At 56.2% G+C, this 20,292-nt stretch carries 24 protein-coding genes; 23 read left to right on the top strand and 1 reads right to left on the bottom strand.

Annotated features, from left to right (window positions below; genetic code table 11):
- The 22 genes from ACTG19_RS19405 to ACTG19_RS19510 all read left to right on the top strand — a co-directional run bounded on the left by ACTG19_RS19405 (nt 1) and on the right by ACTG19_RS19510 (nt 18,880).
- A complete protein-coding gene (locus tag ACTG19_RS19405; RefSeq protein WP_013723550.1) occupies nt 1–876 on the top strand; it encodes a MinD/ParA family protein in 876 nt (291 codons plus the stop codon).
- The gene (locus ACTG19_RS19410) at nt 869–1,588 is read left to right on the top strand and encodes an RNA polymerase sigma factor FliA (protein WP_047439647.1); all 720 of its coding nucleotides are present in this window, start codon (nt 869–871) and stop codon (nt 1,586–1,588) included. Before ACTG19_RS19405 ends, ACTG19_RS19410 begins: the two co-directional genes overlap by 8 nt.
- Before the next feature lie 123 nt (nt 1,589–1,711).
- Nucleotides 1,712–2,083 (top strand): chemotaxis response regulator CheY, encoded by a 372-nt coding sequence (cheY, locus tag ACTG19_RS19415; protein WP_005334709.1) that lies wholly within the window; start codon nt 1,712–1,714, stop codon nt 2,081–2,083.
- 12 nt (nt 2,084–2,095) lie between these two features.
- Entirely contained in the window at nt 2,096–2,836 is a 741-nt protein-coding gene (locus tag ACTG19_RS19420) for a protein phosphatase CheZ (RefSeq protein WP_005353668.1), read from the top strand.
- An 11-nt stretch (nt 2,837–2,847) separates the two neighbouring features.
- Nucleotides 2,848–5,094 carry a chemotaxis protein CheA gene (locus ACTG19_RS19425; RefSeq protein WP_439989439.1) on the top strand — a complete coding sequence of 749 codons (2,247 nt, stop codon included), beginning with the start codon at nt 2,848–2,850 and terminating at the stop codon, nt 5,092–5,094.
- Between the two features lie 32 nt (nt 5,095–5,126).
- Nucleotides 5,127–6,242, top strand: a complete 1,116-nt coding sequence (locus ACTG19_RS19430; RefSeq protein WP_129503544.1) for a protein-glutamate methylesterase/protein-glutamine glutaminase — start codon at nt 5,127–5,129, stop codon at nt 6,240–6,242.
- A 2-nt stretch (nt 6,243–6,244) separates the two neighbouring features.
- Nucleotides 6,245–6,982, top strand: coding sequence for a flagellar motor protein (locus tag ACTG19_RS19435; protein WP_439989440.1), 738 nt, complete (start codon nt 6,245–6,247; stop codon nt 6,980–6,982).
- A gap of 2 nt (nt 6,983–6,984) precedes the next feature.
- Nucleotides 6,985–7,905, top strand: a complete 921-nt coding sequence (locus ACTG19_RS19440) for a flagellar motor protein MotB (RefSeq protein WP_005334698.1) — start codon at nt 6,985–6,987, stop codon at nt 7,903–7,905.
- Nucleotides 7,906–7,909: 4 nt separating this feature from the next.
- Complete coding sequence (locus tag ACTG19_RS19445) at nt 7,910–8,704, top strand: ParA family protein (protein ID WP_005334696.1); 795 nt, start codon at nt 7,910–7,912, stop codon at nt 8,702–8,704.
- The gene (locus ACTG19_RS19450) at nt 8,701–9,573 is read left to right on the top strand and encodes a chemotaxis protein CheW (protein WP_113740465.1); all 873 of its coding nucleotides are present in this window, start codon (nt 8,701–8,703) and stop codon (nt 9,571–9,573) included. The genes ACTG19_RS19445 and ACTG19_RS19450 overlap by 4 nt, the downstream gene beginning before the upstream one ends.
- Before the next feature lie 69 nt (nt 9,574–9,642).
- Nucleotides 9,643–10,131: a chemotaxis protein CheW gene (locus ACTG19_RS19455; protein WP_005298836.1), complete on the top strand. Its 489-nt coding sequence runs from the start codon at nt 9,643–9,645 to the stop codon at nt 10,129–10,131.
- A gap of 28 nt (nt 10,132–10,159) precedes the next feature.
- Entirely contained in the window at nt 10,160–10,537 is a 378-nt protein-coding gene (locus tag ACTG19_RS19460; RefSeq protein ID WP_005353661.1) for a DUF2802 domain-containing protein, read from the top strand.
- A gap of 198 nt (nt 10,538–10,735) precedes the next feature.
- Nucleotides 10,736–11,380, top strand: coding sequence for a cytochrome c biogenesis heme-transporting ATPase CcmA (ccmA, locus tag ACTG19_RS19465; RefSeq protein ID WP_113740466.1), 645 nt, complete (start codon nt 10,736–10,738; stop codon nt 11,378–11,380).
- Nucleotides 11,381–11,384: 4 nt separating this feature from the next.
- Nucleotides 11,385–12,053 carry a heme exporter protein CcmB gene (gene ccmB, locus ACTG19_RS19470; protein ID WP_103251228.1) on the top strand — a complete coding sequence of 223 codons (669 nt, stop codon included), beginning with the start codon at nt 11,385–11,387 and terminating at the stop codon, nt 12,051–12,053.
- Nucleotides 12,054–12,223: 170 nt separating this feature from the next.
- Entirely contained in the window at nt 12,224–12,964 is a 741-nt protein-coding gene (locus ACTG19_RS19475; RefSeq protein WP_005334687.1) for a heme ABC transporter permease, read from the top strand.
- A gap of 2 nt (nt 12,965–12,966) precedes the next feature.
- Nucleotides 12,967–13,173, top strand: a complete 207-nt coding sequence (ccmD, locus tag ACTG19_RS19480; RefSeq protein ID WP_330125056.1) for a heme exporter protein CcmD — start codon at nt 12,967–12,969, stop codon at nt 13,171–13,173.
- A complete protein-coding gene (gene ccmE / locus ACTG19_RS19485) occupies nt 13,170–13,661 on the top strand; it encodes a cytochrome c maturation protein CcmE (RefSeq protein ID WP_103251229.1) in 492 nt (163 codons plus the stop codon). Before ccmD ends, ccmE begins: the two co-directional genes overlap by 4 nt.
- An 82-nt stretch (nt 13,662–13,743) precedes the next feature.
- The gene (locus ACTG19_RS19490; RefSeq protein WP_113740467.1) at nt 13,744–15,699 is read left to right on the top strand and encodes a heme lyase CcmF/NrfE family subunit; all 1,956 of its coding nucleotides are present in this window, start codon (nt 13,744–13,746) and stop codon (nt 15,697–15,699) included.
- Nucleotides 15,696–16,226 (top strand): DsbE family thiol:disulfide interchange protein, encoded by a 531-nt coding sequence (locus tag ACTG19_RS19495; RefSeq protein WP_064335794.1) that lies wholly within the window; start codon nt 15,696–15,698, stop codon nt 16,224–16,226. Before ACTG19_RS19490 ends, ACTG19_RS19495 begins: the two co-directional genes overlap by 4 nt.
- Nucleotides 16,227–16,237: 11 nt before the next feature.
- The gene (locus tag ACTG19_RS19500) at nt 16,238–16,717 is read left to right on the top strand and encodes a cytochrome c-type biogenesis protein (RefSeq protein ID WP_043820944.1); all 480 of its coding nucleotides are present in this window, start codon (nt 16,238–16,240) and stop codon (nt 16,715–16,717) included.
- A complete protein-coding gene (gene ccmI / locus ACTG19_RS19505; RefSeq protein ID WP_064335795.1) occupies nt 16,714–17,982 on the top strand; it encodes a c-type cytochrome biogenesis protein CcmI in 1,269 nt (422 codons plus the stop codon). Before ACTG19_RS19500 ends, ccmI begins: the two co-directional genes overlap by 4 nt.
- 85 nt (nt 17,983–18,067) lie before the next feature.
- Nucleotides 18,068–18,880 carry an MlaA family lipoprotein gene (locus ACTG19_RS19510; RefSeq protein ID WP_021229893.1) on the top strand — a complete coding sequence of 271 codons (813 nt, stop codon included), beginning with the start codon at nt 18,068–18,070 and terminating at the stop codon, nt 18,878–18,880.
- 112 nt (nt 18,881–18,992) lie between these two features.
- Here ACTG19_RS19510 and sodB read toward each other — a convergent pair whose 3' ends face one another.
- Entirely contained in the window at nt 18,993–19,577 is a 585-nt protein-coding gene (sodB, locus tag ACTG19_RS19515) for a superoxide dismutase [Fe] (RefSeq protein ID WP_019444736.1), read from the bottom strand.
- 288 nt (nt 19,578–19,865) lie between these two features.
- Here sodB and ACTG19_RS19520 point away from each other — a divergent pair, with 288 nt between their 5' ends.
- The gene (locus ACTG19_RS19520) at nt 19,866–20,210 is read left to right on the top strand and encodes a Grx4 family monothiol glutaredoxin (protein ID WP_005353650.1); all 345 of its coding nucleotides are present in this window, start codon (nt 19,866–19,868) and stop codon (nt 20,208–20,210) included.
- Nucleotides 20,211–20,292 lie beyond the last annotated feature (82 nt).

Consider the following 20,292-nt stretch of genomic DNA (forward strand, 5'->3'; position numbering starts at 1 on the left):
ATGTATATGGATCAGGCGAGTGGTCTGCGCAAAATGCGTCAAAACAATCGAGTAAAAGTAATCGCCGTTTCCGGTGGTAAAGGTGGCGTGGGCAAGACCAACGTGACCCTGAACGTGGCCGGAGCCATGGCCGCCCAAGGCAAGCGGGTGATGGTGCTGGATGCCGACTTGGGTCTGGCCAACGTCGACGTCATGCTGGGGCTGCGGGTTCATCGTAACCTCTCTCACGTGCTGGCCGGTGAATGCACCATCGACGACATCATCGTCGAAGGCCCTTACGGCATGATGATCGTGCCTGCGACCTCGGGCACCCAGTCCATGGTCGAGCTTTCTCCGGTGCAGCATGCCGAGCTTATCCGTGCCTTCAGCGAAATGAAGACCCAGGTCGACATCCTGCTGGTGGATACGGCTGCGGGGATCTCCGACATGGTGCTGAGCTTCACCCGTGCCGCTCAAGACATCATGGTGGTGGTCTGTGATGAGCCGACCTCCATCACCGATGCCTACGCCCTCATCAAGATCCTATCCAAGGATCACGGCGTGTTTCGTTTCAAGGTGGTGGCCAATATGGTGCGCAGTCTGCGCGAAGGGCAGGAGCTCTTTGCCAAACTGACCCGGGTCACGGATCGTTTCCTCGACACCTCGCTGGAACTGGTCGCCTGTGTACCCTATGACACCAATCTGCGTGCCGCCGTGCGCAAGCAGAAGCTGATTGTCGAGGCGTTTCCCAAGTCGCCGGCCGCACTGGCGTTCCGGGCCCTTGCCAACAAGGCGGCGAGCTGGCCGGTGCCCAACCAGCCGGGCGGCCATCTGGAGTTTTTCCTGGAAAATTTGTTGCAGAAACCGGCCACAACACAGGAAGGTTCCCGTGAATAAAGCCCAAGCGTACTTGCGTCATCAGGATTCCTACGTGCTGGTGGAGCGTCATGCTCCCCTGGTCAAGCGAATTGCCCAGCATTTGTTGGCTCGCCTGCCCAGCAGTGTCTTGCTGGATGACCTGATCCAGGCAGGTATGATTGGGCTGCTTGAAGCCTCCCGCAACTTTGACGGTAGCAAGGGGGCCAGCTTCGAGACGTATGCCGGGATCCGGATCCGCGGCGCCATGCTGGATGAGATTCGGCGTGGTGACTGGGTGCCCCGTTCAGTGCATCGCAACAGCAGGGCTATTGCAGAAGCGATCGAGAGTGTCGAGCAGACTCACGGGCGTGACGCGCGAGATACCGAGGTTGCTGCCGAGATGGGGGTATCCATCGCTGATTACCATGCGATGCTGCAAGATGTCTCCTGCGGCAAAATTATCGGCATCGAAGATTTGGGAGTCAGCGAGGATGTGATCGGCAACCCCGATGACGCCCCTTCAGGCTCGGGATTCGATGAATTGGCTGCCGAGCGATTTCAGATTCAATTATCCGAGCAAATTGGTCGTCTACCAGAGAGAGAAGCTTTGGTTCTCTCTCTTTACTACGATGAAGAGCTGAATTTGCGTGAAATTGGCGAGGTTTTGAATGTCAGCGAGTCGCGTGTGAGCCAGATCCACAGTCAGGCAATGCACAGATTGCGTGCTCGTTTGAGAGATTGGCATCTATAAGTGTTTGTACTGGCTACACTGAGATGAAACTCTAAGGCATAATCCGCACGACACAACCCGTTTTTAGCATCATGTAAGTGAGCCACTCTGGTGGCTATTTAGGAGGGAATTTTGGACAAGAACATGAAAATCCTCATTGTTGACGATTTTTCAACGATGCGCCGGATTATCAAGAACTTGCTGCGCGACTTGGGATTCAACAATACCCATGAGGCGGATGACGGCAATACAGCGCTGCCGATGCTGAAAAATGGTGACTTTCAGTTTGTAGTTACCGACTGGAACATGCCAGGCATGCAAGGTATTGACCTGCTTAAAGCCATCCGTGTCGATGAGAAGCTCAAGCATCTGCCGGTACTGATGGTAACCGCTGAAGCCAAACGTGAGCAGATCATTGAAGCCGCCCAAGCTGGCGTCAACGGTTACATCGTCAAGCCCTTCACCGCAGCAACGCTCAAAGAAAAACTCGACAAAATTTTCGAACGAATTGGCTAAGGAGCTGCAGGGATGATGGCCAAAACGAGAGCAATGATTTCGCTCGACCAGGCAAGGATGCTTGTTGCTCATCTGGAGCAAGGCGAATTTGAGCTGGCCGATGAACTGCTTGCCGAAGTATGTGCCCCCAACGCAGCCGATCTGTTTGAAAAAGTAGGTCAGCTGACCCGACAACTGCATGATTCACTTCAAGAATTTCGCCTCGATCCCCGTATTCCGGATTTGGCTACTCATGATATTCCCGATGCTCGGGAACGCTTGAGCTACGTTATCGATATGACCGACAAAGCGGCCAATCGCACAATGGATGCGGTGGAAGCCAGTTTGCCGATAGCGGATCGCCTGAATGACAATATCCAGCTGGTGATGCCGAACTGGAATGCCCTCATGTCTCGTGACATGAGCGTGGGACAGTTCAAATCCTTATGTCACCAACTTGATGATTTTATTAAGGCTTCAGAGTCTGATGCCGATAAATTACGGCAACTGCTGACAGAAATCCTGATGGCACAAGATTTTCAGGATTTGACAGGTCAGATGATCCGCAAGGTCATCAAGCTTGTTCAGGAAGTTGAAACAAAATTAATAGAAATGCTGACCATGTTTGGTGAGGCTTCTGCTGAGCATTCAACTCGTAGTATTCCTGTCAACGGGATTGAAGCAGAGGGCCCTATCATGAACCCCGAGGCTCGTGCCGATGTGGTCAATGGTCAGGATGATGTGGACGATCTGCTGTCTAGCTTGGGATTCTAATGGAGTGACGCATGGCCTTCGAAGTTGATGAAGACATACTGCAAGACTTTCTGGTCGAAGCATCCGAAATATTGGAACAGTTGTCTGAACAACTGGTCGACTTGGAAAAGCGGCCCGATGACAAGAACCTGTTGAATGCCATCTTTCGCGGTTTCCATACCGTGAAAGGGGGGGCTGGTTTTCTGTCGCTCGGTGAACTGGTTGATGTATGCCACGGTGCGGAAAACGTGTTCGATATCTTGCGTAATGGCAAGCGAACCGTTACTGCGGAGCTGATGGATGTAATCCTGCAAGCGCTGGATGCCATCAATGTCATGTTCGCCCAGGTTCAAAATCGCGAAGCACCCAGCCCTGCGTCAGATGATTTGCTTCATGACCTCCACGAGTTGTGCAAGCCGGAAGGGGAAGAGCAACTGCGCACTGCTACCAGTGCGGCTGCGGCTGTAGAATCTGAACCTGCAGCACCGGTAGTTGTTGAAGAAGTTGCTCCAGAAGTTGTTGAACCCGCAGCCATCAGCAGCGAGCCTGCTCCTGTCAATGGCGGCGGCTCGATCGATGAAATTTCTGCAGACGAGTTTGAACGTCTGCTGGACGAGCTCCACGGCGTGGGTGGGGCACCGACCAAGACGGTTGCAGCAGCGCCTATCGCTGGTGGCTCTGGCGATATCACCGATGATGAGTTTGAGGCCTTGTTGGACCAGTTGCATGGTCAGGGACAGCACATGGGGGCGCCAGAGGTGAATCCTCTGAAATCGGTGCAAAAAGAGGTGGACGAGCTTATCGATGATGATGAGTTTGAGCGTCTGCTTGATGAATTGCATGGTCGTGGTCAAGGGCCTCAGAGTACTATGGCACCTGCCGCACCTGCCGCACCTGCCGCACCTGCCGCACCTGCCGCACCTGCCGCACCTGCCGCACCTGCCGCACCTGCCGCACCTGCCGCACCTGCCGCGGTGACTCCGCCCAAACCGGCCACTCCTGTAGCCAAACCAGCACCGGCTGCCCCCGCAAAACCCGCTGAAGCAGCCAAGGCACCAGCGCCTGCCGCCAAGGCTGCGCCTGCGCCAGCAGAAAACAGTGCCGTGCAAAGCGATACGACGGTGCGGGTGGATACCAAGACTCTCGATGTCATCATGAACATGGTAGGCGAGTTGGTACTGGTTCGTAATCGGCTGGTGAGCCTGGGTATTGCCAGCAATGATGAAGAGATGTCAAAGGCGGTTGCCAATCTGGATGTGGTAACGGCTGACCTGCAAGGTGCGGTGATGAAAACCCGCATGCAGCCAATCAAGAAGGTATTTGGTCGTTTCCCGCGCGTGGTGCGTGATCTGGCCAGAACCCTCAAGAAAGAGATTGAGCTGGTGATGGTGGGGGAAGAGACAGATCTGGATAAAAACCTGGTAGAGGCGCTCGCCGATCCTCTGGTTCACCTTGTTCGCAACTCATGCGATCACGGGGTCGAAATGCCGGATGTGCGAGAGAAAGCGGGCAAACCGCGTCAAGGGACAATAACCCTTAGTGCCTCCCAGCAAGGTGACCATATTCTGCTTTGCATCGAGGATGATGGGGCAGGGATGGATCCTGAGAAACTCAAGTCCATCGCAATCAGTCGCGGTGTTCTGGATGCAGATACTGCCGCTCGCATGAGCGACAACGATGCCTATAACCTGATCTTTGCTCCGGGCTTTTCAACCAAGGCCGAGATCTCCGATATCTCTGGCCGTGGTGTCGGAATGGATGTGGTTAAAACCAGCATTGTCAGCCTCAATGGATCGGTGCATATCGATTCCACCTGGGGGAAAGGTACCCGTCTCGAAATCAAGGTTCCGTTGACGCTGGCCATTCTGCCAACTCTGATGGTGGAAGTGGGTGAGCAGACTTTCGCACTTCCCCTTGGTTGTGTGAATGAGATTTTCCATCTGGATCTGAAAAAGGCCAACATGGTTGATGGCCAGCTCACCATCATTGTGCGCGAGAAGGCGATACCGCTCTTCTATCTGCACAAGTGGTTGATTCGTGGCGCCAACAAGCGTTCACGTCAGGATACCGGACATGTGGTGATTGTGCAGATTGGCACTCAGCAAATCGGGTTTGTGGTAGACAGCCTGATTGGTCAGGAAGAGGTGGTGATCAAGCCACTCGATAATCTGCTGCAAGGCACCCCTGGCATGGCCGGTGCGACGATTACCAGTGATGGCGGAATCGCTCTTATTTTGGATGTGCCGAGTCTGCTCAAAGCATATGCGCGTAGACATTAATAGCTCAGGCCCAAGGAGTTAGAAAAACAACAATGGCAGTCAAGGTATTAGTTGTCGACGATTCGAGCTTCTTTCGCCGTCGGGTGAGCGAGATCATCAATCAGGATCCCATGCTGACGGTGATTGATACGGCCCAGAATGGACGTGAGGCGGTGGACAAGGCGCTGTCACTGCGCCCTGATGTGATCACCATGGACATCGAGATGCCCGTGATGGATGGCATCAGTGCGGTGCGGGAGATCATGGCCAAGTGCCCAACCCCCATTCTGATGTTCTCCTCCCTGACCCATGAAGGGGCCAAGGCTACGCTGGATGCGCTGGATGCTGGTGCCCTAGACTTCTTGCCCAAGAAGTTTGAGGACATTGCCAGAGACAAAGATGAAGCGGTCAGACTGTTGCAACAGCGGGTAAAGGAGATTTCCCGCAAGCGCTTCCTGATGACATCAGCTGCTCGCCCCAAAGCACCTGAACCGGTTGCTCGTGCTCCGCTGGGTAGCCCTGCGCCCAGATCTTCAGATCGTCAGCCTGATCTGCAACGCACTGTGCCAAGTGCCTCATTCAAGCGCAGTGGCAAGAGTTATCAGTTGGTGGCGATCGGGACTTCTACCGGCGGACCTGTTGCTTTGCAAAATGTGCTGACCAAGTTGCCGGGGGATTTTCCCCATCCAATCCTGCTTATCCAGCATATGCCAGCCACGTTTACTGCCGCATTTGCTGCCCGTCTCAACGGGTTATGTCAGATTGGCGTCAAGGAAGCGGAAGATGGCGATGTGCTTAAACCCGGGCATGCCTATCTTGCTCCCGGTGGTAAGCAGATGCTGTTGGAAGGTCGTGGGGTAGGGGCTCGCATTCGCATCGTGGATGGCAACGACAAGGTCAATTACAAGCCTTGTGTGGACATCACCTTTGCCTCTGCGGCCAAAACCTATGCCGACAAGGTACTGGCGATTGTGCTGACCGGTATGGGCGCAGATGGCCGTGATGGCGCCAGACTGCTGAAAGAGCAGGGATCAACCATCTGGGCTCAGGATGAGGCTTCCTGCGTGGTATATGGTATGCCGCAAGCGGTAGCCAAAGCGGGGATTGCCAGCGAATCACTCCCTCTGGACAAGGTGGCCCAGCGTATTCTGGTTGAGTTGGGGCGCTAATCATGGGCTTGCTCGGTCTGCTCCTGGCATTGGGGGCTATTGCCATTGCCCAACTGTGGCATGGCGGCTCCCTGTTGACGTTGGTGGACGGCCCCGCTTTTTTGATCGTGCTGGGTGGTACCGTTGGTGCCGTCACGTTGCAGACTCCAGCCAAGTACATCCTGCTGGCGTTGCGCCAGCTGTTATGGATTTTTACCCCTCCCCGCCAGGATCTCGCGACGCAGGCCGAACGGTTGCAGTCATGGGCCGTCTTTGCGCGCCAGCAAGGGCTGCTGGCTCTTGAAAATCAGGCTGAGCAGGAGGAAGACAACTTTACCCGTCAAGGGCTTGGCATGATTGTCGATGGGGTATCCACGGAGGATATTCGCATGTTGCTCGAAGCCGATATCGATATCGAGCAGGAGCGTAATGAACATGCCGCCAGGGTATTTGAAGCTATGGGGGGGTACAGTCCGACCATCGGGATCATCGGTGCCGTGCTGGGCCTGATCCAGGCCATGTTTCATCTCGAAGACCCGTCAGCGCTGGGGGTGGGTATCGCAGTGGCATTTGTGGCAACCATCTATGGAGTGGGGTTTGCCAACCTCATCTACCTGCCTATCGCCAACCGGCTACGCGCATTTCACTATCACTATGCACTCTTTCAGGAGATGACCCTGGAAGGGCTGCTGGCTATCGCCCATGGTGAAAACGGCTTGCAGGTTGAACGCCGGCTCAGGGCCTATTTGAAAGGAGAGTAGCCATGCGCAAGCGCTATCGGTTGCACTTGCAGGGTCGCGAGCATCTTGACCGCTGGCTGGTCTCCTATGCCGATTATATGACGCTGATCTTTGCCTTGTTCGTGGTGCTTTACTCTGTTGCGCTGGTGAACAAGGACAAGTATCGCGCGGTGATTGATGGTATGAGCCAGGCGTTCAGTGTCATGCAGTCTGGCGGCAATGGCTTGCTTGAAGGGCAGGGTAATTCCCTGCTGGATAACCCGGTATCTGCCTCTCCATCGTTGCTGGAAAGCCCAGCATCCCCCTCTCCTTCACTTGCTCCTATTTCTGGTGTGCCAGTGCTGCAAGATGGCGCGACACTTGCAAAACTCGATATGCAGTTGCAACAGAGCATGGGCTCGCTGGTGGATGCCGGTATCGTCAAACTGACGCAAGATGAGAACTGGCTGACGGTTGAACTCAGTTCCGGCTTGTTGTTTGGCAGCGGCAGTGCCTTTTTGGGACCAAACGCTGCACCGGTCATTAATACTCTTTCAAGTATTCTCAAACCGGTCGATAACTATGTAAGGGTTCGGGGTTATACCGATAACCAACAGATAAATAATGAAATTTATCGTTCTAACTGGGCGCTTTCTGCTGCTCGGGCCGAAGCGGTACTCAATGGTTTGATTGCAGATGGGATCGCCCCCCAGCGTCTGGCGTTCGAGGCATATGGCGAGTTTTCCCCTTTTGCTGACAACGGCAGCGAGCAGGGCAGACTGCAGAATCGCAAGGTTGTGGTCGCTATCTCCAAATTTGCCTGGGTGCCGCCGGCACCTGTGGTTGCAACACCGACGGTAGTTGCTGAACCGGTTCCTGCTGTACAGCAGGCGGTGGATGCAGGAGAGATAAAGGTGATCACCTTGCCCGGTGGTGGCATACGCATAACAACAAGGCAGGATTGATACAGTGATTGTTTGGACGGTTGCCAACCAGAAAGGTGGTGTGGGTAAAACCACCACAGTGGTCTCGCTTGCGGGGATCCTGGCCCAGCGTGGCCAGCGGGTGCTGTTGATTGATACCGACCCCCATGCTTCGCTGACTGCATATCTTGATTTTGATTCAGATCGCCTGGATGGAACCCTCTATGAGTTGTTTCAAGCTGTCAAACCGACAGCCGAGCTTGTCAATAAACTGACGCTCAAGACCAAGTTCGAGAATATCAATTTACTACCCGCATCTATTACCCTTGCGACCCTTGATCGGGTGATGGGCAATCGTGAGGGGATGGGACTGGTACTGAAGCGGGCACTGCTGCGCATTCAGGATCAATATGATTACGTGCTGATCGATTGCCCGCCAGTGCTGGGGGTGATGATGGTCAACGCGTTGGCTGCCTGCGATCGCATTCTGGTGCCTGTCCAGACCGAATTTCTGGCCCTCAAGGGGTTGGAGCGGATGATGAAAACATTCGAGATCATGCAGCGTTCCAAGCGTGACAAGTTCCGTTATACCGTGATCCCGACCATGTTCGACAAGCGCACCCGTGCCTCTCTGATGACCTTGAAGTCGATCAAGGATCAATATGGGGATTCGGTGTGGAATGCGGTAATCCCTATTGATACCAAGTTTCGGGATGCCAGCTTGCTGCATATCCCCCCGTCTATCTATTCTCCCGGGAGTCGTGGAACCTATGCATATGAAACGCTGCTCAATCATCTTGATGCCCTTGAGCGGCAACGGGTTCATGAGGTGACGGCATGAGAGATACCATTCAAGTTCGGGCGATGGATGACTATTTCCACTCCCTGCTGCTCGATGAGCCGCTGGTGCTGGATGAGGTGGAAGAGGTTCAATCTGCCCCTGTTTTACAGTTGCAACGTCAGCCCCAAAGCGTCCCCGAGGTAGTCGCCGCACCTTACCTTGAAAGCGATCCACGGCTTGCCCAGCTCGGTGAGCTATTGGCTCAGGTGGGACAAGTCCAGTTTGAGAATGACGCCTTCACCCAGGAAGCAACTCTCACCGCACCGCTGGAGATTGTGGCAGAGGAGTCACTGCTGCCGGTGGAGCCTGAGTGGCCTGCGGAGGTGCTGCTCCCCGAGGTTGCGGAACCCCATACTACTATCCTGACCGAGACGGCGCTGGAGGTTGCTCCGGTAGAGGCCAGTGAACCTGTTACCTGGGAAAATATCGATACCGGTAAAGAGTTTCAGGCCCTTTTCTTTGAAGTCGCGGGCGTGACGTTTGCGGTGCCGTTGACCGAGCTGGGTGGTATTCATCAGCTGGGCGAGATCACCTCCCTGTTTGGCCAACCGGGTTGGTACAAGGGGATCATGACCTCCCGCGAGCAGAAGATGAATGTGGTCGATACTGCCCAGTGGGTCATGCCGGGTCAGCATCTCGAGATGGATGATTACAAGTATCTGATTATGCTTGGTGAATCGCCGTGGGGATTAGCCTGCCATCATCTCAAAGGGACTGAATTGTTACACCGTGACCAGGTGAAATGGCGCCATCAGGAGGGCAAGCGCCCCTGGTTGGCGGGCATGGTTAAAGAAAAAATGTGTGCCCTGTTACACGTCCGCGAACTGCTCCTGTTGCTGGAGCGTGGGGTTAACATAGAAGGTCGCTGATAACTTCTGCAATCGAGCTGTTTTATTGCTAGTTTTAGCAGTAGACGTTTTCATAAAAGGAATAAAAACATGACAGAAAAGCGCAATATTGCACAGAATCTGGCCGAAGATGAAGTGCTGCAATGGGTAACCTTCCAACTGGAAAACGAAACCTACGGCATCAATGTGATGCAGGTTCAGGAGGTGTTGCGCTACACCGAAATTGCACCGGTGCCGGGTGCGCCTGAGTACGTACTGGGGATCATCAACCTGCGTGGCAATGTGGTGACTGTCATCGATACCCGTTCCCGTTTCGGTCTGCCTTCTGGTGATGTGAGTGAAAACTCCCGGATTGTGATCATTGAGGCCGAGAAGCAGGTGATCGGCATCATGGTCGACAGCGTGGCTGAAGTGGTTTATCTGCGCTCTTCCGAGATCGATGCGGCACCTGCGGTCGGTACTGAAGAGAGCGCCAAGTTTATTCAGGGGGTGAGCAACCGCGATGGGCAACTGCTGATCCTGGTTGACTTGAACAAGCTGCTCTCCGATGAAGAGTGGGAAGATATCGGTTCCCTCTGATAAGTAAGGTGATGTTTTGATAATCGAGATGGTTGCCTTGGGGGTGTCCCTGATTGCCTTGGCGTTTGCCTCTTATATTTGGTTCAAGAGCAAGCGCAGCAAGCAGGAGTCCGAGGCCAGTGTGGCAACCCTGCAGGGTCAGTTGGAAAGCTTGCGCAAGCAGATGATGGAACTCCATACCGGCGCTATTGGCATGGGGCAGCGTCTGCAGTCGGTGGAAGGGGCGATGCAGCAGGTCAATGAACGCCAGCAAGAACTGACCATGCAGGATCCCGAACGCAGGCTCTACAGCCGAGCGGCCAAGATGGTCGAACTGGGCGCCGATCTTGATGAAGTCATGAGTGAGTGCGAGTTGCCAAAGGCAGAGGCAGAGCTCTTGATATCGTTGCGAAAAGGTCGCTCTTGATGATTCAGGAAGGCAATTGCCTTCCTGAATTTTATGGCGTGCAGCCGCTTGTCTCCCAGCTGCGTTGAGCAGGCGGTTTCTACCGTATTTTCTTTGTGATCCCGGTCGCCAGTCAGTTCAATTGTTGCATCTTTGAAAAGACGTATTCCAATACTGTGTTAAGATGCAGACCGCTTCATTTTCTCTGAAAAAATCCCCATGCTGCTTCAAGTTAACAATCTGAGCTGCGTGCGTGAAGATCGCACTCTGTTTGAACACCTCTCTTTCTCTGTTGCGCCCGGCGATCTGGTGCAAATTGAAGGGCCCAACGGGGTTGGCAAGACAAGCCTGTTGCGGTTGTTGACCGGGCTGTCGCAGCCGTTTGCCGGTGAGGTGTGCTGGAATGGGGAGAATATTCGTCACTGTCGTGATGAGTATCATGCCAATCTGCTCTATCTCGGCCATCAGCCCGGTGTCAAAGCGGCGCTGACCCCTTTTGAAAACCTGAAATTCTACCAGCAGTTACATCACCCGCAGCAAACAGAAACTGACTTGTGGCAGATATTGGCCCGGGTTGGGCTGGCCGGATTTGAAGAGAACCCGACCGGGCAACTCTCTGCCGGTCAGCAACGCCGGGTGGCCCTGGCCAGACTCTGGCTGTCACAGAAACCGGCACTCTGGATCCTCGATGAGCCCTTTACCGCCATCGACAAGCAAGGGGTCAAGGTGCTCGAGCAGCTCTTTCTGGAACACGCCGAGCGGGGCGGCATGGTGATCCTCACCACCCATCAGGATCTGACCCTGATGCAGGGACGGCTGAAGACTATCTCGTTGACCCCCTTCGCCTCGACATTGCAGGAGTAACGCCATGTTGCGCGCTGTTATGCACCTTATTCACCGTGAACTGCTGATGGCTCTGCGCCAGCGTTCCGATATTCTCAATCCGCTCTGGTTTTTCCTCATCGTCATCACCCTGTTTCCGTTAGGCATTGGCCCGGAGCCCAAACTGCTGGCCCGTATTGCCCCGGGGATTATCTGGGTGGCGGCGCTATTGGCGGCCATGTTGTCGTTGGAGCGGCTGTTTCGCGACGACTTTGTCGATGGCGCGCTGGAGCAGATGATGCTGATGCCGCACCCGCTGGGCTTGCTGGCGCTGGCGAAAGTGGTCGCTCACTGGCTGCTGACCGGCTTGCCGCTGCTACTGATCTCTCCTTTGCTGGCGATTTTGCTGTCGCTGGATATGAACACCTATCTGGCTGTCGTCGCGACGCTGGCACTGGGCACTCCTGTATTGAGTCTGCTCGGCGCGGTCGGGGTTGCGTTGACGGTGGGATTGCGCAAAGGCGGGGTGCTGCTCAGTCTGCTGATCCTGCCGCTCTATATTCCGGTACTGATTTTTGCCACCTCAGCCATCGATGCTGCGGGGATGAGCTTGCCCTATGGCGGGCAGCTTGCCATTCTGGCCGCCATGCTGGTGGGGGCTCTGACACTGACACCGCTGGCTGTGTCGGCGGCGTTGCGGGTCAGCCTCAACTGATGGCCGTGAGCTGAACCGGATTTGGCTCCGAACGGAGTCTTTTTGCAAAAAATAATGTTGCGATGGATCAAGGAGAGTGCCGCTTATTGCTTTCGGGGTATTTGATGCTGCCCTGCGGTCGGTATGGTAGGCCTCGCCAAACGATTAATAACAAAAAGGTTTTGTGAGCTATGTGGAAATGGTTGCACCCTTATGCCAAACCGGAGCGTGCCTATCAGCTGGCAGGCACGCTGTTGCCCTGGTTTGCGGTGATTAGTCTGCTCTCGTTTGTGATCGGTACTGTCTGGGGCCTCGCGTTTGCGCCAGCGGATTACCAGCAGGGAGATTCGTTCCGGATCATCTATATCCACGTGCCTTCCGCCATTCTCTCCATGGGGGCCTACTCCACCATGGCGGTGGCCGCCTTTATCGGCCTGGTGTGGCAGCTGCGGATGGCGGACATGACGGTTGCAGCCATTGCGCCGGTCGGCGCCGTATTTACCTTTATTGCCCTCTTTACCGGTGCCGCCTGGGGCAAGCCCATGTGGGGTACCTGGTGGGTGTGGGATGCACGGCTCACCTCTGAGCTGATCCTGCTGTTTCTCTACCTCGGCGTGATTGCTCTCTACAACGCCTTCAGCGACAAGGTGGTCGCTGGCCGTGCCGCCGGCATTCTGGCGCTGGTCGGGGTGATCAACCTGCCCATCATTCACTACTCGGTGGAGTGGTGGAACACTCTGCATCAGGGGGCCACCATCACCAAATTTGACAAACCCTCCATTTCACCCGAGATGCTCTGGCCGCTGCTGATCATGATTCTGGCGTTTGCCGCGTTTCTCGGGGCCCTGACCCTGATGCGTTTTCGCAATGAACTCCTGATGCGGGAGTGGCATCGCCCCTGGGTCAAAGAGATTGCAGAGCAGGAGAAGTAAGCATGCACTTTGCCTCTTTCAGTGATTTTATGGCGATGGGCGGTTACGCCTTCTATGTCTGGCTCTCTTTTGGCCTGACGTTGGTGTGTCTGGCCGGCATCATCATTTCTACCCGCATGAAAACCCGCAGCCTGCTCGGTGAGTTGCGCAGCAAGCAGGCGCGTGAGGCCCGTCGCAAGGCGGCCCAGCAGATGGAGAACACCCTATGAACCCGAGACGCAAAAAACGCCTCACCATCATTCTCGCCATCACCCTGGGTCTGGCGACCGTCAGCGGGCTGGTGCTCTACGCCCTCAGTCAGAATATCGACCTCTTCTACACCCCGAGCGAGCTGGTGGAGGGGAAGGGACCGGACAAGATCAAGCCGGAAGAGGGGCAGCGCCTGCGCATCGGTGGATTGGTCGTGCCGGGGTCGGTACAGCGGGATCCCCAGAGCCTCAAGGTTGCCTTCAAGCTGGTGGATAATGGCGGTCATTTGGTGACGGTCGAGTTTGACGGCATCCTGCCGGATCTCTTCCGTGAAGGGCAGGGGATTGTTGCCCAGGGCACCCTCAAGGATGCCACGACCGTAGAGGCGTTCGAGGTGCTTGCCAAGCACGATGAGAACTACATGCCGCCGGAAGTGGCCGATGCCACCAACGGCATGCACTTCAAGCCGGAGTATACCGAGGCGCAGTTGAAGGGAGCCAAGCAGTGATCCCTGTGGTGTTTGCCTTTTCCGCTTTGCCTGCCGTGCGTGGTGCGGCTGTTGTCACCGTTCAATTGAAAGGAATGCCTTCATGATCCCGGAATTAGGTCAGTTTGCGCTGATCCTGGCCTTTGCCACTGCCCTGCTGCTGGGGAGCTACCCACTACTGGGCGCCAGTTGGGGGCGTCTTGGCATGATGTCGGCGGCCCGTCCGCTCGCTTATGCCCAGTTCTTGCTGCTGCTGCTGTCGTTTCTCTGCCTGACCTGGGCCTTTATCGATAACGACTTCACCGTGCAGTATGTGGCCACTAACTCCAATAGCCTGCTGCCGCTCGCTTATCGCATCTCGGCGGTGTGGGGGGCCCACGAAGGTTCCCTGCTGCTGTGGGTACTGACCCTGGGTGGCTGGACTGCGGCGGTGGCCATGTTCAGCCGCCGTCTGCCGCTTGATGCTGTCGCGCGGGTACTCGGTGTGCTGGGGCTGATCTCGGTCGGCTTCACTGCCTTCGTGCTGTTCACCTCCGATCCCTTCACCCGCACCTTGCCCTATTTCCCGGTAGATGGTCGTGACCTCAATCCGCTGCTGCAGGATCCGGGTCTTATCTTCCATCCGCCGATGCTCTACATGGGTTATGTGGGCTTCTCGGTGGCGTTTGCCTTCGCCATTGCCTCGCTGATGACCGGCCGTCTCGATGCGACCTGGGCCCGCTGGTCGCGCCCCTGGACCATGGCGGCCTGGGTATTCCTGACCCTTGGCATCGTGCTCGGCTCCTGGTGGGCCTACTACGAGCTCGGTTGGGGCGGCTGGTGGTTCTGGGATCCGGTAGAAAACGCCTCCTTCATGCCCTGGCTGGCGGGTACCGCTCTGCTGCACTCGCTGGCGGTGAGCGAGAAGCGCGCCACCTTCAAGGCGTGGACCGTGCTGCTGGCCCTCTCTGCCTTCTCGCTGAGCCTGCTGGGTACCTTCTTGGTACGCTCCGGCGTGTTGGTGTCGGTGCATGCGTTTGCCTCCGATCCGACCCGCGGCCTGTTTATTCTCGGCTTCCTGCTGGCGGTGATCGGTTCATCCTTGCTGCTGTTTGCCTTTAAAGGCTCGCAGGTGAAGAGCCACGGCAAACACGAGCTGTGGAGCCGCGAGACCCTGCTGCTTTGCAACAACATCATGCTGGTGGCGGGTCTGCTGACCGTGCTGCTCGGTACCTTGCTGCCGCTGGTGCACAAGGAGCTGGGGCTGGGGAGCATCTCTATCGGTACCCCCTTCTTCAACCACATCTACAGCTGGCTGATCATCCCGTTTGCCCTGCTGCTGGGGGTTGGCCCGCTGTTTCGCTGGCGTCGTCAGGAGCTGGGGGAACTCAAAAGCAAGGTGGTCGTGGCACTGGTACTGAGTCTGGCCGCAGCCTTGCTGTTGCCGCTGCTCTTTGCCGAAACCTTCAAGCCGTGGGCGGCGGTAGGGATTGGTCTGGGTGCCTGGATCATCGTCACCAGCGTGCAGGAGACCTGGGCGCGAGCGACCCATAAGCACAGCTTTGCAGTCGGTGTGCGCAAGCTTGGCAACAGCCACTGGGCCATGATCCTCGGCCATGTGGGGCTGGCAGTCAGCATCATAGGTATCGCCTGCACCCAGAATTACAGCATCGAGAAGGATCTGCGAATGCAGGCGGGTGATCGGGTGCACTTTGCCGATTACGAATTCGTCTTTGCCGGGATCAAGGAGAAGAACGGCCCCAACTACGATGGCTTCAAGGGCGTGCTGGAAGTGCACAAGAATGGCAAGCAGGTCGCCCTGCTCAAGCCCGAGAAGCGGATGTACAAGGTGAGCCGGATGCCGATGACCGAAGCTGCCATCGATGCCGGCATCACCCGCGATCTCTATGCGGCGCTGGGGGAACAGCTCGACAACGGGGCTTGGGCGGTGCGGATCTACTACAAGCCGTTCGTGCGCTGGATCTGGTTCGGCGGCGTCTTTATGGCCATTGGTGGCGTGCTGGCGATGCTCGACAAGCGTTACCGTTTCGGCCGTCGTGAGGAGGAGGCCAAGGCATGAACAAAAAGACCTGGTTGTTTTTAATCCCCTTTATCGTCTTTTTGCTGGGGGCTGTGTTCCTGTTCAAAGGGCTCTACTCCGATCCCACCAAGCTTGAGTCCGTGATGGTGGGCAAAGAGGTGCCGGTGTTCACCCTGCAGGACATTTACGATCTGAAAAAGCAGCACGATCGCAGTATCCTGACCGGTCGCCCCATGTTGCTCAACGTCTGGGCCACTTGGTGCCCGACCTGCTATGGCGAGCACACCTACCTCAAACAGCTGGCAGGGCAGGGCATTCCCATCATCGGCATGAACTACAAGGATGAGCGCGACAAGGCGATCAAATGGTTGGCTGAGCTGGGCAACCCCTATCAAGTCAACCTCTATGATCCGGACGGCATGCTGGGGCTGGATCTCGGGGTATACGGCGCGCCGGAGACCTTCTTTATCGACAGCAAGGGGATCATCCGGTATCGCCACGTGGGGGATATCAACCCCGAGAACTGGGCGTCGACCCTCAAACCCATCTTTGATGCCATGAAGTGAGGGGAGTCTTGATGAGAGTATTGATTGCTTCCCTGCTGCTGTTGCTGGGATGGGTGGTGCAAGCGCCGGCCATGGCCGCTATCGATGTCTACACCTTCGACAACGACAATCAGGAGCAGGTCTTTCGCGAACTGACCAAGGAGCTGCGTTGCCCCAAGTGCCAGAACCAGGATATCGCCGACTCCAATGCGGGGCTGGCCAAGGACTTGCGCGACAAGACCTACCAGATGGTGCGCGAGGGCAAGGATAAAGAGGAGATCGTGGATTACATGGTGGCCCGTTACGGCAACTTTATCCTCTATAACCCGCCCCTGATGGCCTCCACCCTGATCCTCTGGCTCGGCCCTCTGCTGGTGATCCTGATCGGTGGCGCCGTGGTCGTGATGCGCAGCCGCCGGCCCCCTGCGGTGAAAAAACAACTGGATAACGCCCTGAGCGAGGAGGAGCAGCGCCGACTGGCCGAGCTGCTCAAAGAGGAAGAGAAACAATGACCGCTTTTTGGATAGTTATTGCGGGCTTGCTGGTGCTGGTGAGTCTGGCGCTCGTCGTGCCGCTGTGGCGTGGTGAAGGCAAACAGAGCATCAGTCGCTCGGCGCTCAACAAACAGCTCTATCGCCAGCGGCTGCTGGAGATTGGCGAAGAGCGCGAGCAGGGTGTCCTGGCTGAGGAGTCCGACTCGCTGGTCGAGCTGCAACGAAGCCTCCTGGATGATATCCCCGATGTGGAGCAGACTGCCCGCAGTGGCAAGAGTCTGATCTGGATCCCGGGTGTACTGGTGCTGTTGGTGGTGAGTCTGGGGCTCTACTACAAGTTGGGCTCCTGGCAAGAGGTGAGTCGCTGGCAAGATGCCAGCAGCCGTCTTGGCGAGCTGAGCAACCGCATTCTGGTGGAACGCGATGCCCAGGTGACCGAGCAGGATCTGCTGGATTTCACGCTGGCACTGCGTACCCGCCTCAAGGATGAACCGAACGACTACCGCGGCTGGCTGCTGCTGGGACGTTTGGCGCTGGATGGCAATGATCCTGAAATGGCCAGCGAGGCGCTGGAGCGGGCCTACACGCTGGCTCCCCAGAAATCGCTGGTGGCGGTGCCCTACGCGCAGGCGCTAATGATGACGGGGGATGAGGCGCAAGCGGATGCCCTGTTGCAAGCGGCTATCGCGCAGGATCCGGACAATATCGAAGCACGCTCTGTCTATGCCTTTATGGCGCTGCAAAAAGAGGACTTCCAGACCGCGCTGTCTCGCTGGCAGGCGATGTTGCCACTGATGGAGAAAGGTACCCCCCGTTACGTGATGGTCGAGCGCTCCATGGAGTACGCCCGCGCGCAGCTCAAGCAGCGCGGCATCGAGGTGACGAATTCAGGCGCAGCCAAAGCGGGCGCAGTTGAGGGACAACCGCTGGCGGTGAAGGAGGGGGAATTCCCCATCCACGTCACGTTGGCGGCGGGCATTCAGATGCCGGAAGATGCCCATCTCTTCGTCTTTGCCGTGGTGCCCAACGGGCCGCCCATGCCCATCGCCGTGAAGCGTATCGCAGGGCCAACCTTGCCTGTTACCCTGTCACTCGGGGATGGCGATGCCATGATGGAAGGCAGCAAACTGGCGGCCTATCCGGAGCTGCAGTTCAAGGCGCGTCTCTCGCGCGGTGGCAATGTGATGAACAAGGAAGGAGCCTTCGAAGGGGTATCCGTGCCGGTCAAGACGGCCGAGATCCCTGCTGCTCCGATTGACATCCGTATCGATCACGCCCTCTAATATGCCTTTGGATAACCCGGCTCCTGGATAGGAGCCGGGTTATCTATACTTCTGATAAATCAAAATAAAACGTCAGGACAATCATATGTATCTTCGTTCAGGGGCCATACTGGCAGCCCTCTTGCTGGCTGGCTGTGCCGGTGGTCCACCCAAGCCTGGCCCAGAGAGTCTGGATCTCAATCCCGGCATGAATAATCCGGGTGCCACCAGTACGGCGGCCGATCCGCGCGATCCCTTCCAGGGGGCCAACCGGGCCATGTGGGCGGTCAACTATGATGTGCTGGAGCCCTATGTGGCACGTCCTGTGGTACATGCCTATGCCCGCTACATTCCGGTTGGGGTGAAGGATGGCATTGCCAACTTTGTTGCCAACTTTGATGAGCCAAGCAGCATGGTGAACCATCTGATCACCGGTGATTTGAAGGGGGCGGGCACCAACCTGGGGCGCTTTACCCTCAACACCACGGTCGGTCTGCTGGGTATCTTCGATGTGGCCAAACATGCCGGCCTCGAGCGTAACAAGCTGGAAATGGACACAGTGCTGGGCAGGGCCGATATCGGTAATGGTGCCTACATCATGGTGCCTGTCTACGGCCCGACTACCACCCGGGAGCTGGTTGGTGACACCATTGATACCATCTATTTCCCCTATGCCTTGCTGACAATCCCGCTGAGGGTTACCCATTGGGTGCTAGATGGCTTGGGTAATCGCGCCAAGCTGATCGATCAGGAGCGGATCATCGACAACTCCCTCGATCCTTATGCGCTGACCAAGGACTTCTACCTGCAATATAACCAGGGCAAGGTGACGGGCAAGCAGACCGAGCTGAAAGCGTCTCAGCAAGAGCAGGCCGACGATGCCAATCTGGATGAATATATGGACGAGTTGGACCAGTAAACGGGTCATCTCGATATGTAAAAGGCGCCTGCGGGCGCCTTATTCATTTTCGCAGCCATATCGAGATAAAAAAACGCCCCGCAGTGCGGGGCGTTTTGGCAAGCGAGGCTGATTAGGCAGCCAGATTCTTGGCCACGAATTCCCAGTTAACCAGAGCCCAGAAGGTTTCCATGTACTTCGGACGCAGGTTGCGGAAGTCGATGTAGTAGGCGTGCTCCCACAGGTCAACGGTCAGCAGCGGGGTGGTACCGGCTTCAGTCAGCGGGCAGCCAGCGTTGGAGGTGTTGACGATAGCCAGAGAGCCGTCAGCTTTCTTCACCAGCCAAGTCCAGCTGGAACCGAAGTTGCCGATGGCAGATTTGGTGAAGGCATCTTTGAACTCGGCGAAGGAGCCGAATGCCTTGTTGATGGCCTCAGCCAGGGCGCCAGTCGGCTCGCCACCGCCATTCGGGGAGAGGCAGTGCCAGTAGAAGGTGTGGTTCCAGATCTGGGCGGCGTTGTTAAAGATGCCGCCGTTGGAGGTCTTGATGATCTCTTCCAGAGACTTGCCTTCAAACTCGGTACCCGGCACCAGATTGTTCAGGTTGACCACGTAGGTGTTGTGGTGCTTGCCGTGGTGATATTCCAGAGTTTCCTGGGAGATGTGCGGTTCCAGAGCGTTGATTGCATAGGGCAGAGCGGGAAGTTCGAATGCCATTTTCTACTCTCCATTGGCTGGACCGTGCGAAGGCGACGGTTGCAAGACATTGCGTACTCTTTTCTATATGTGAAAAGAGTTGTTTTTAAAATAATGGGGCTGGGTAGCCCAAAGCCAAGGGATTGTAGCAGTATCAAAGATGGCCTAACAACTCTTGATTGGCGCCATGATCGCGATCAATCCAGTGTGGGTTCTTTGCACAATTCGAGCCGGGTCACCCCTTTGTCAGTTTGTGCTCGGGCAAGATTGCAGTAGAATGGCCGCCGAAATCGCTCTAGTGAGGCACCTATGGAAACTATTGAAAAGATTAAGCAGCAGCTGGCTGACAACCCCATCATCATCTACATGAAGGGCTCCCCCAAGCTACCCAGCTGTGGCTTCTCTGCCCAGGCCTCCCAGGCTCTGATGTCCTGCGGCGAGCCGTTTGCCTACGTTGATATCCTGCAAAATCCGGATATACGCGCCGAATTGCCAAAATTCGCCAACTGGCCGACCTTCCCCCAACTGTGGGTTGAAGGTGAGCTGATCGGTGGCTGTGACATCATGATCGAGATGTTCCAGGCTGGCGAGTTGCAGGCTCTGATCAAAGAGACTGCTGCCAAGTACAAGAAAGATGATGCTGCAGCCGAGTAATCGGTTTTGTGTTGTCGAGAGGGAGCCTTATAGGCTCCCTTTTTTATTGTCCCGGTTCTGGCAGGCAAGCAACTGATTGCCG

This window comes from Aeromonas sp. 3P (genome assembly GCF_051919745.1).
Taxonomy (GTDB): domain Bacteria; phylum Pseudomonadota; class Gammaproteobacteria; order Enterobacterales; family Aeromonadaceae; genus Aeromonas; species Aeromonas veronii.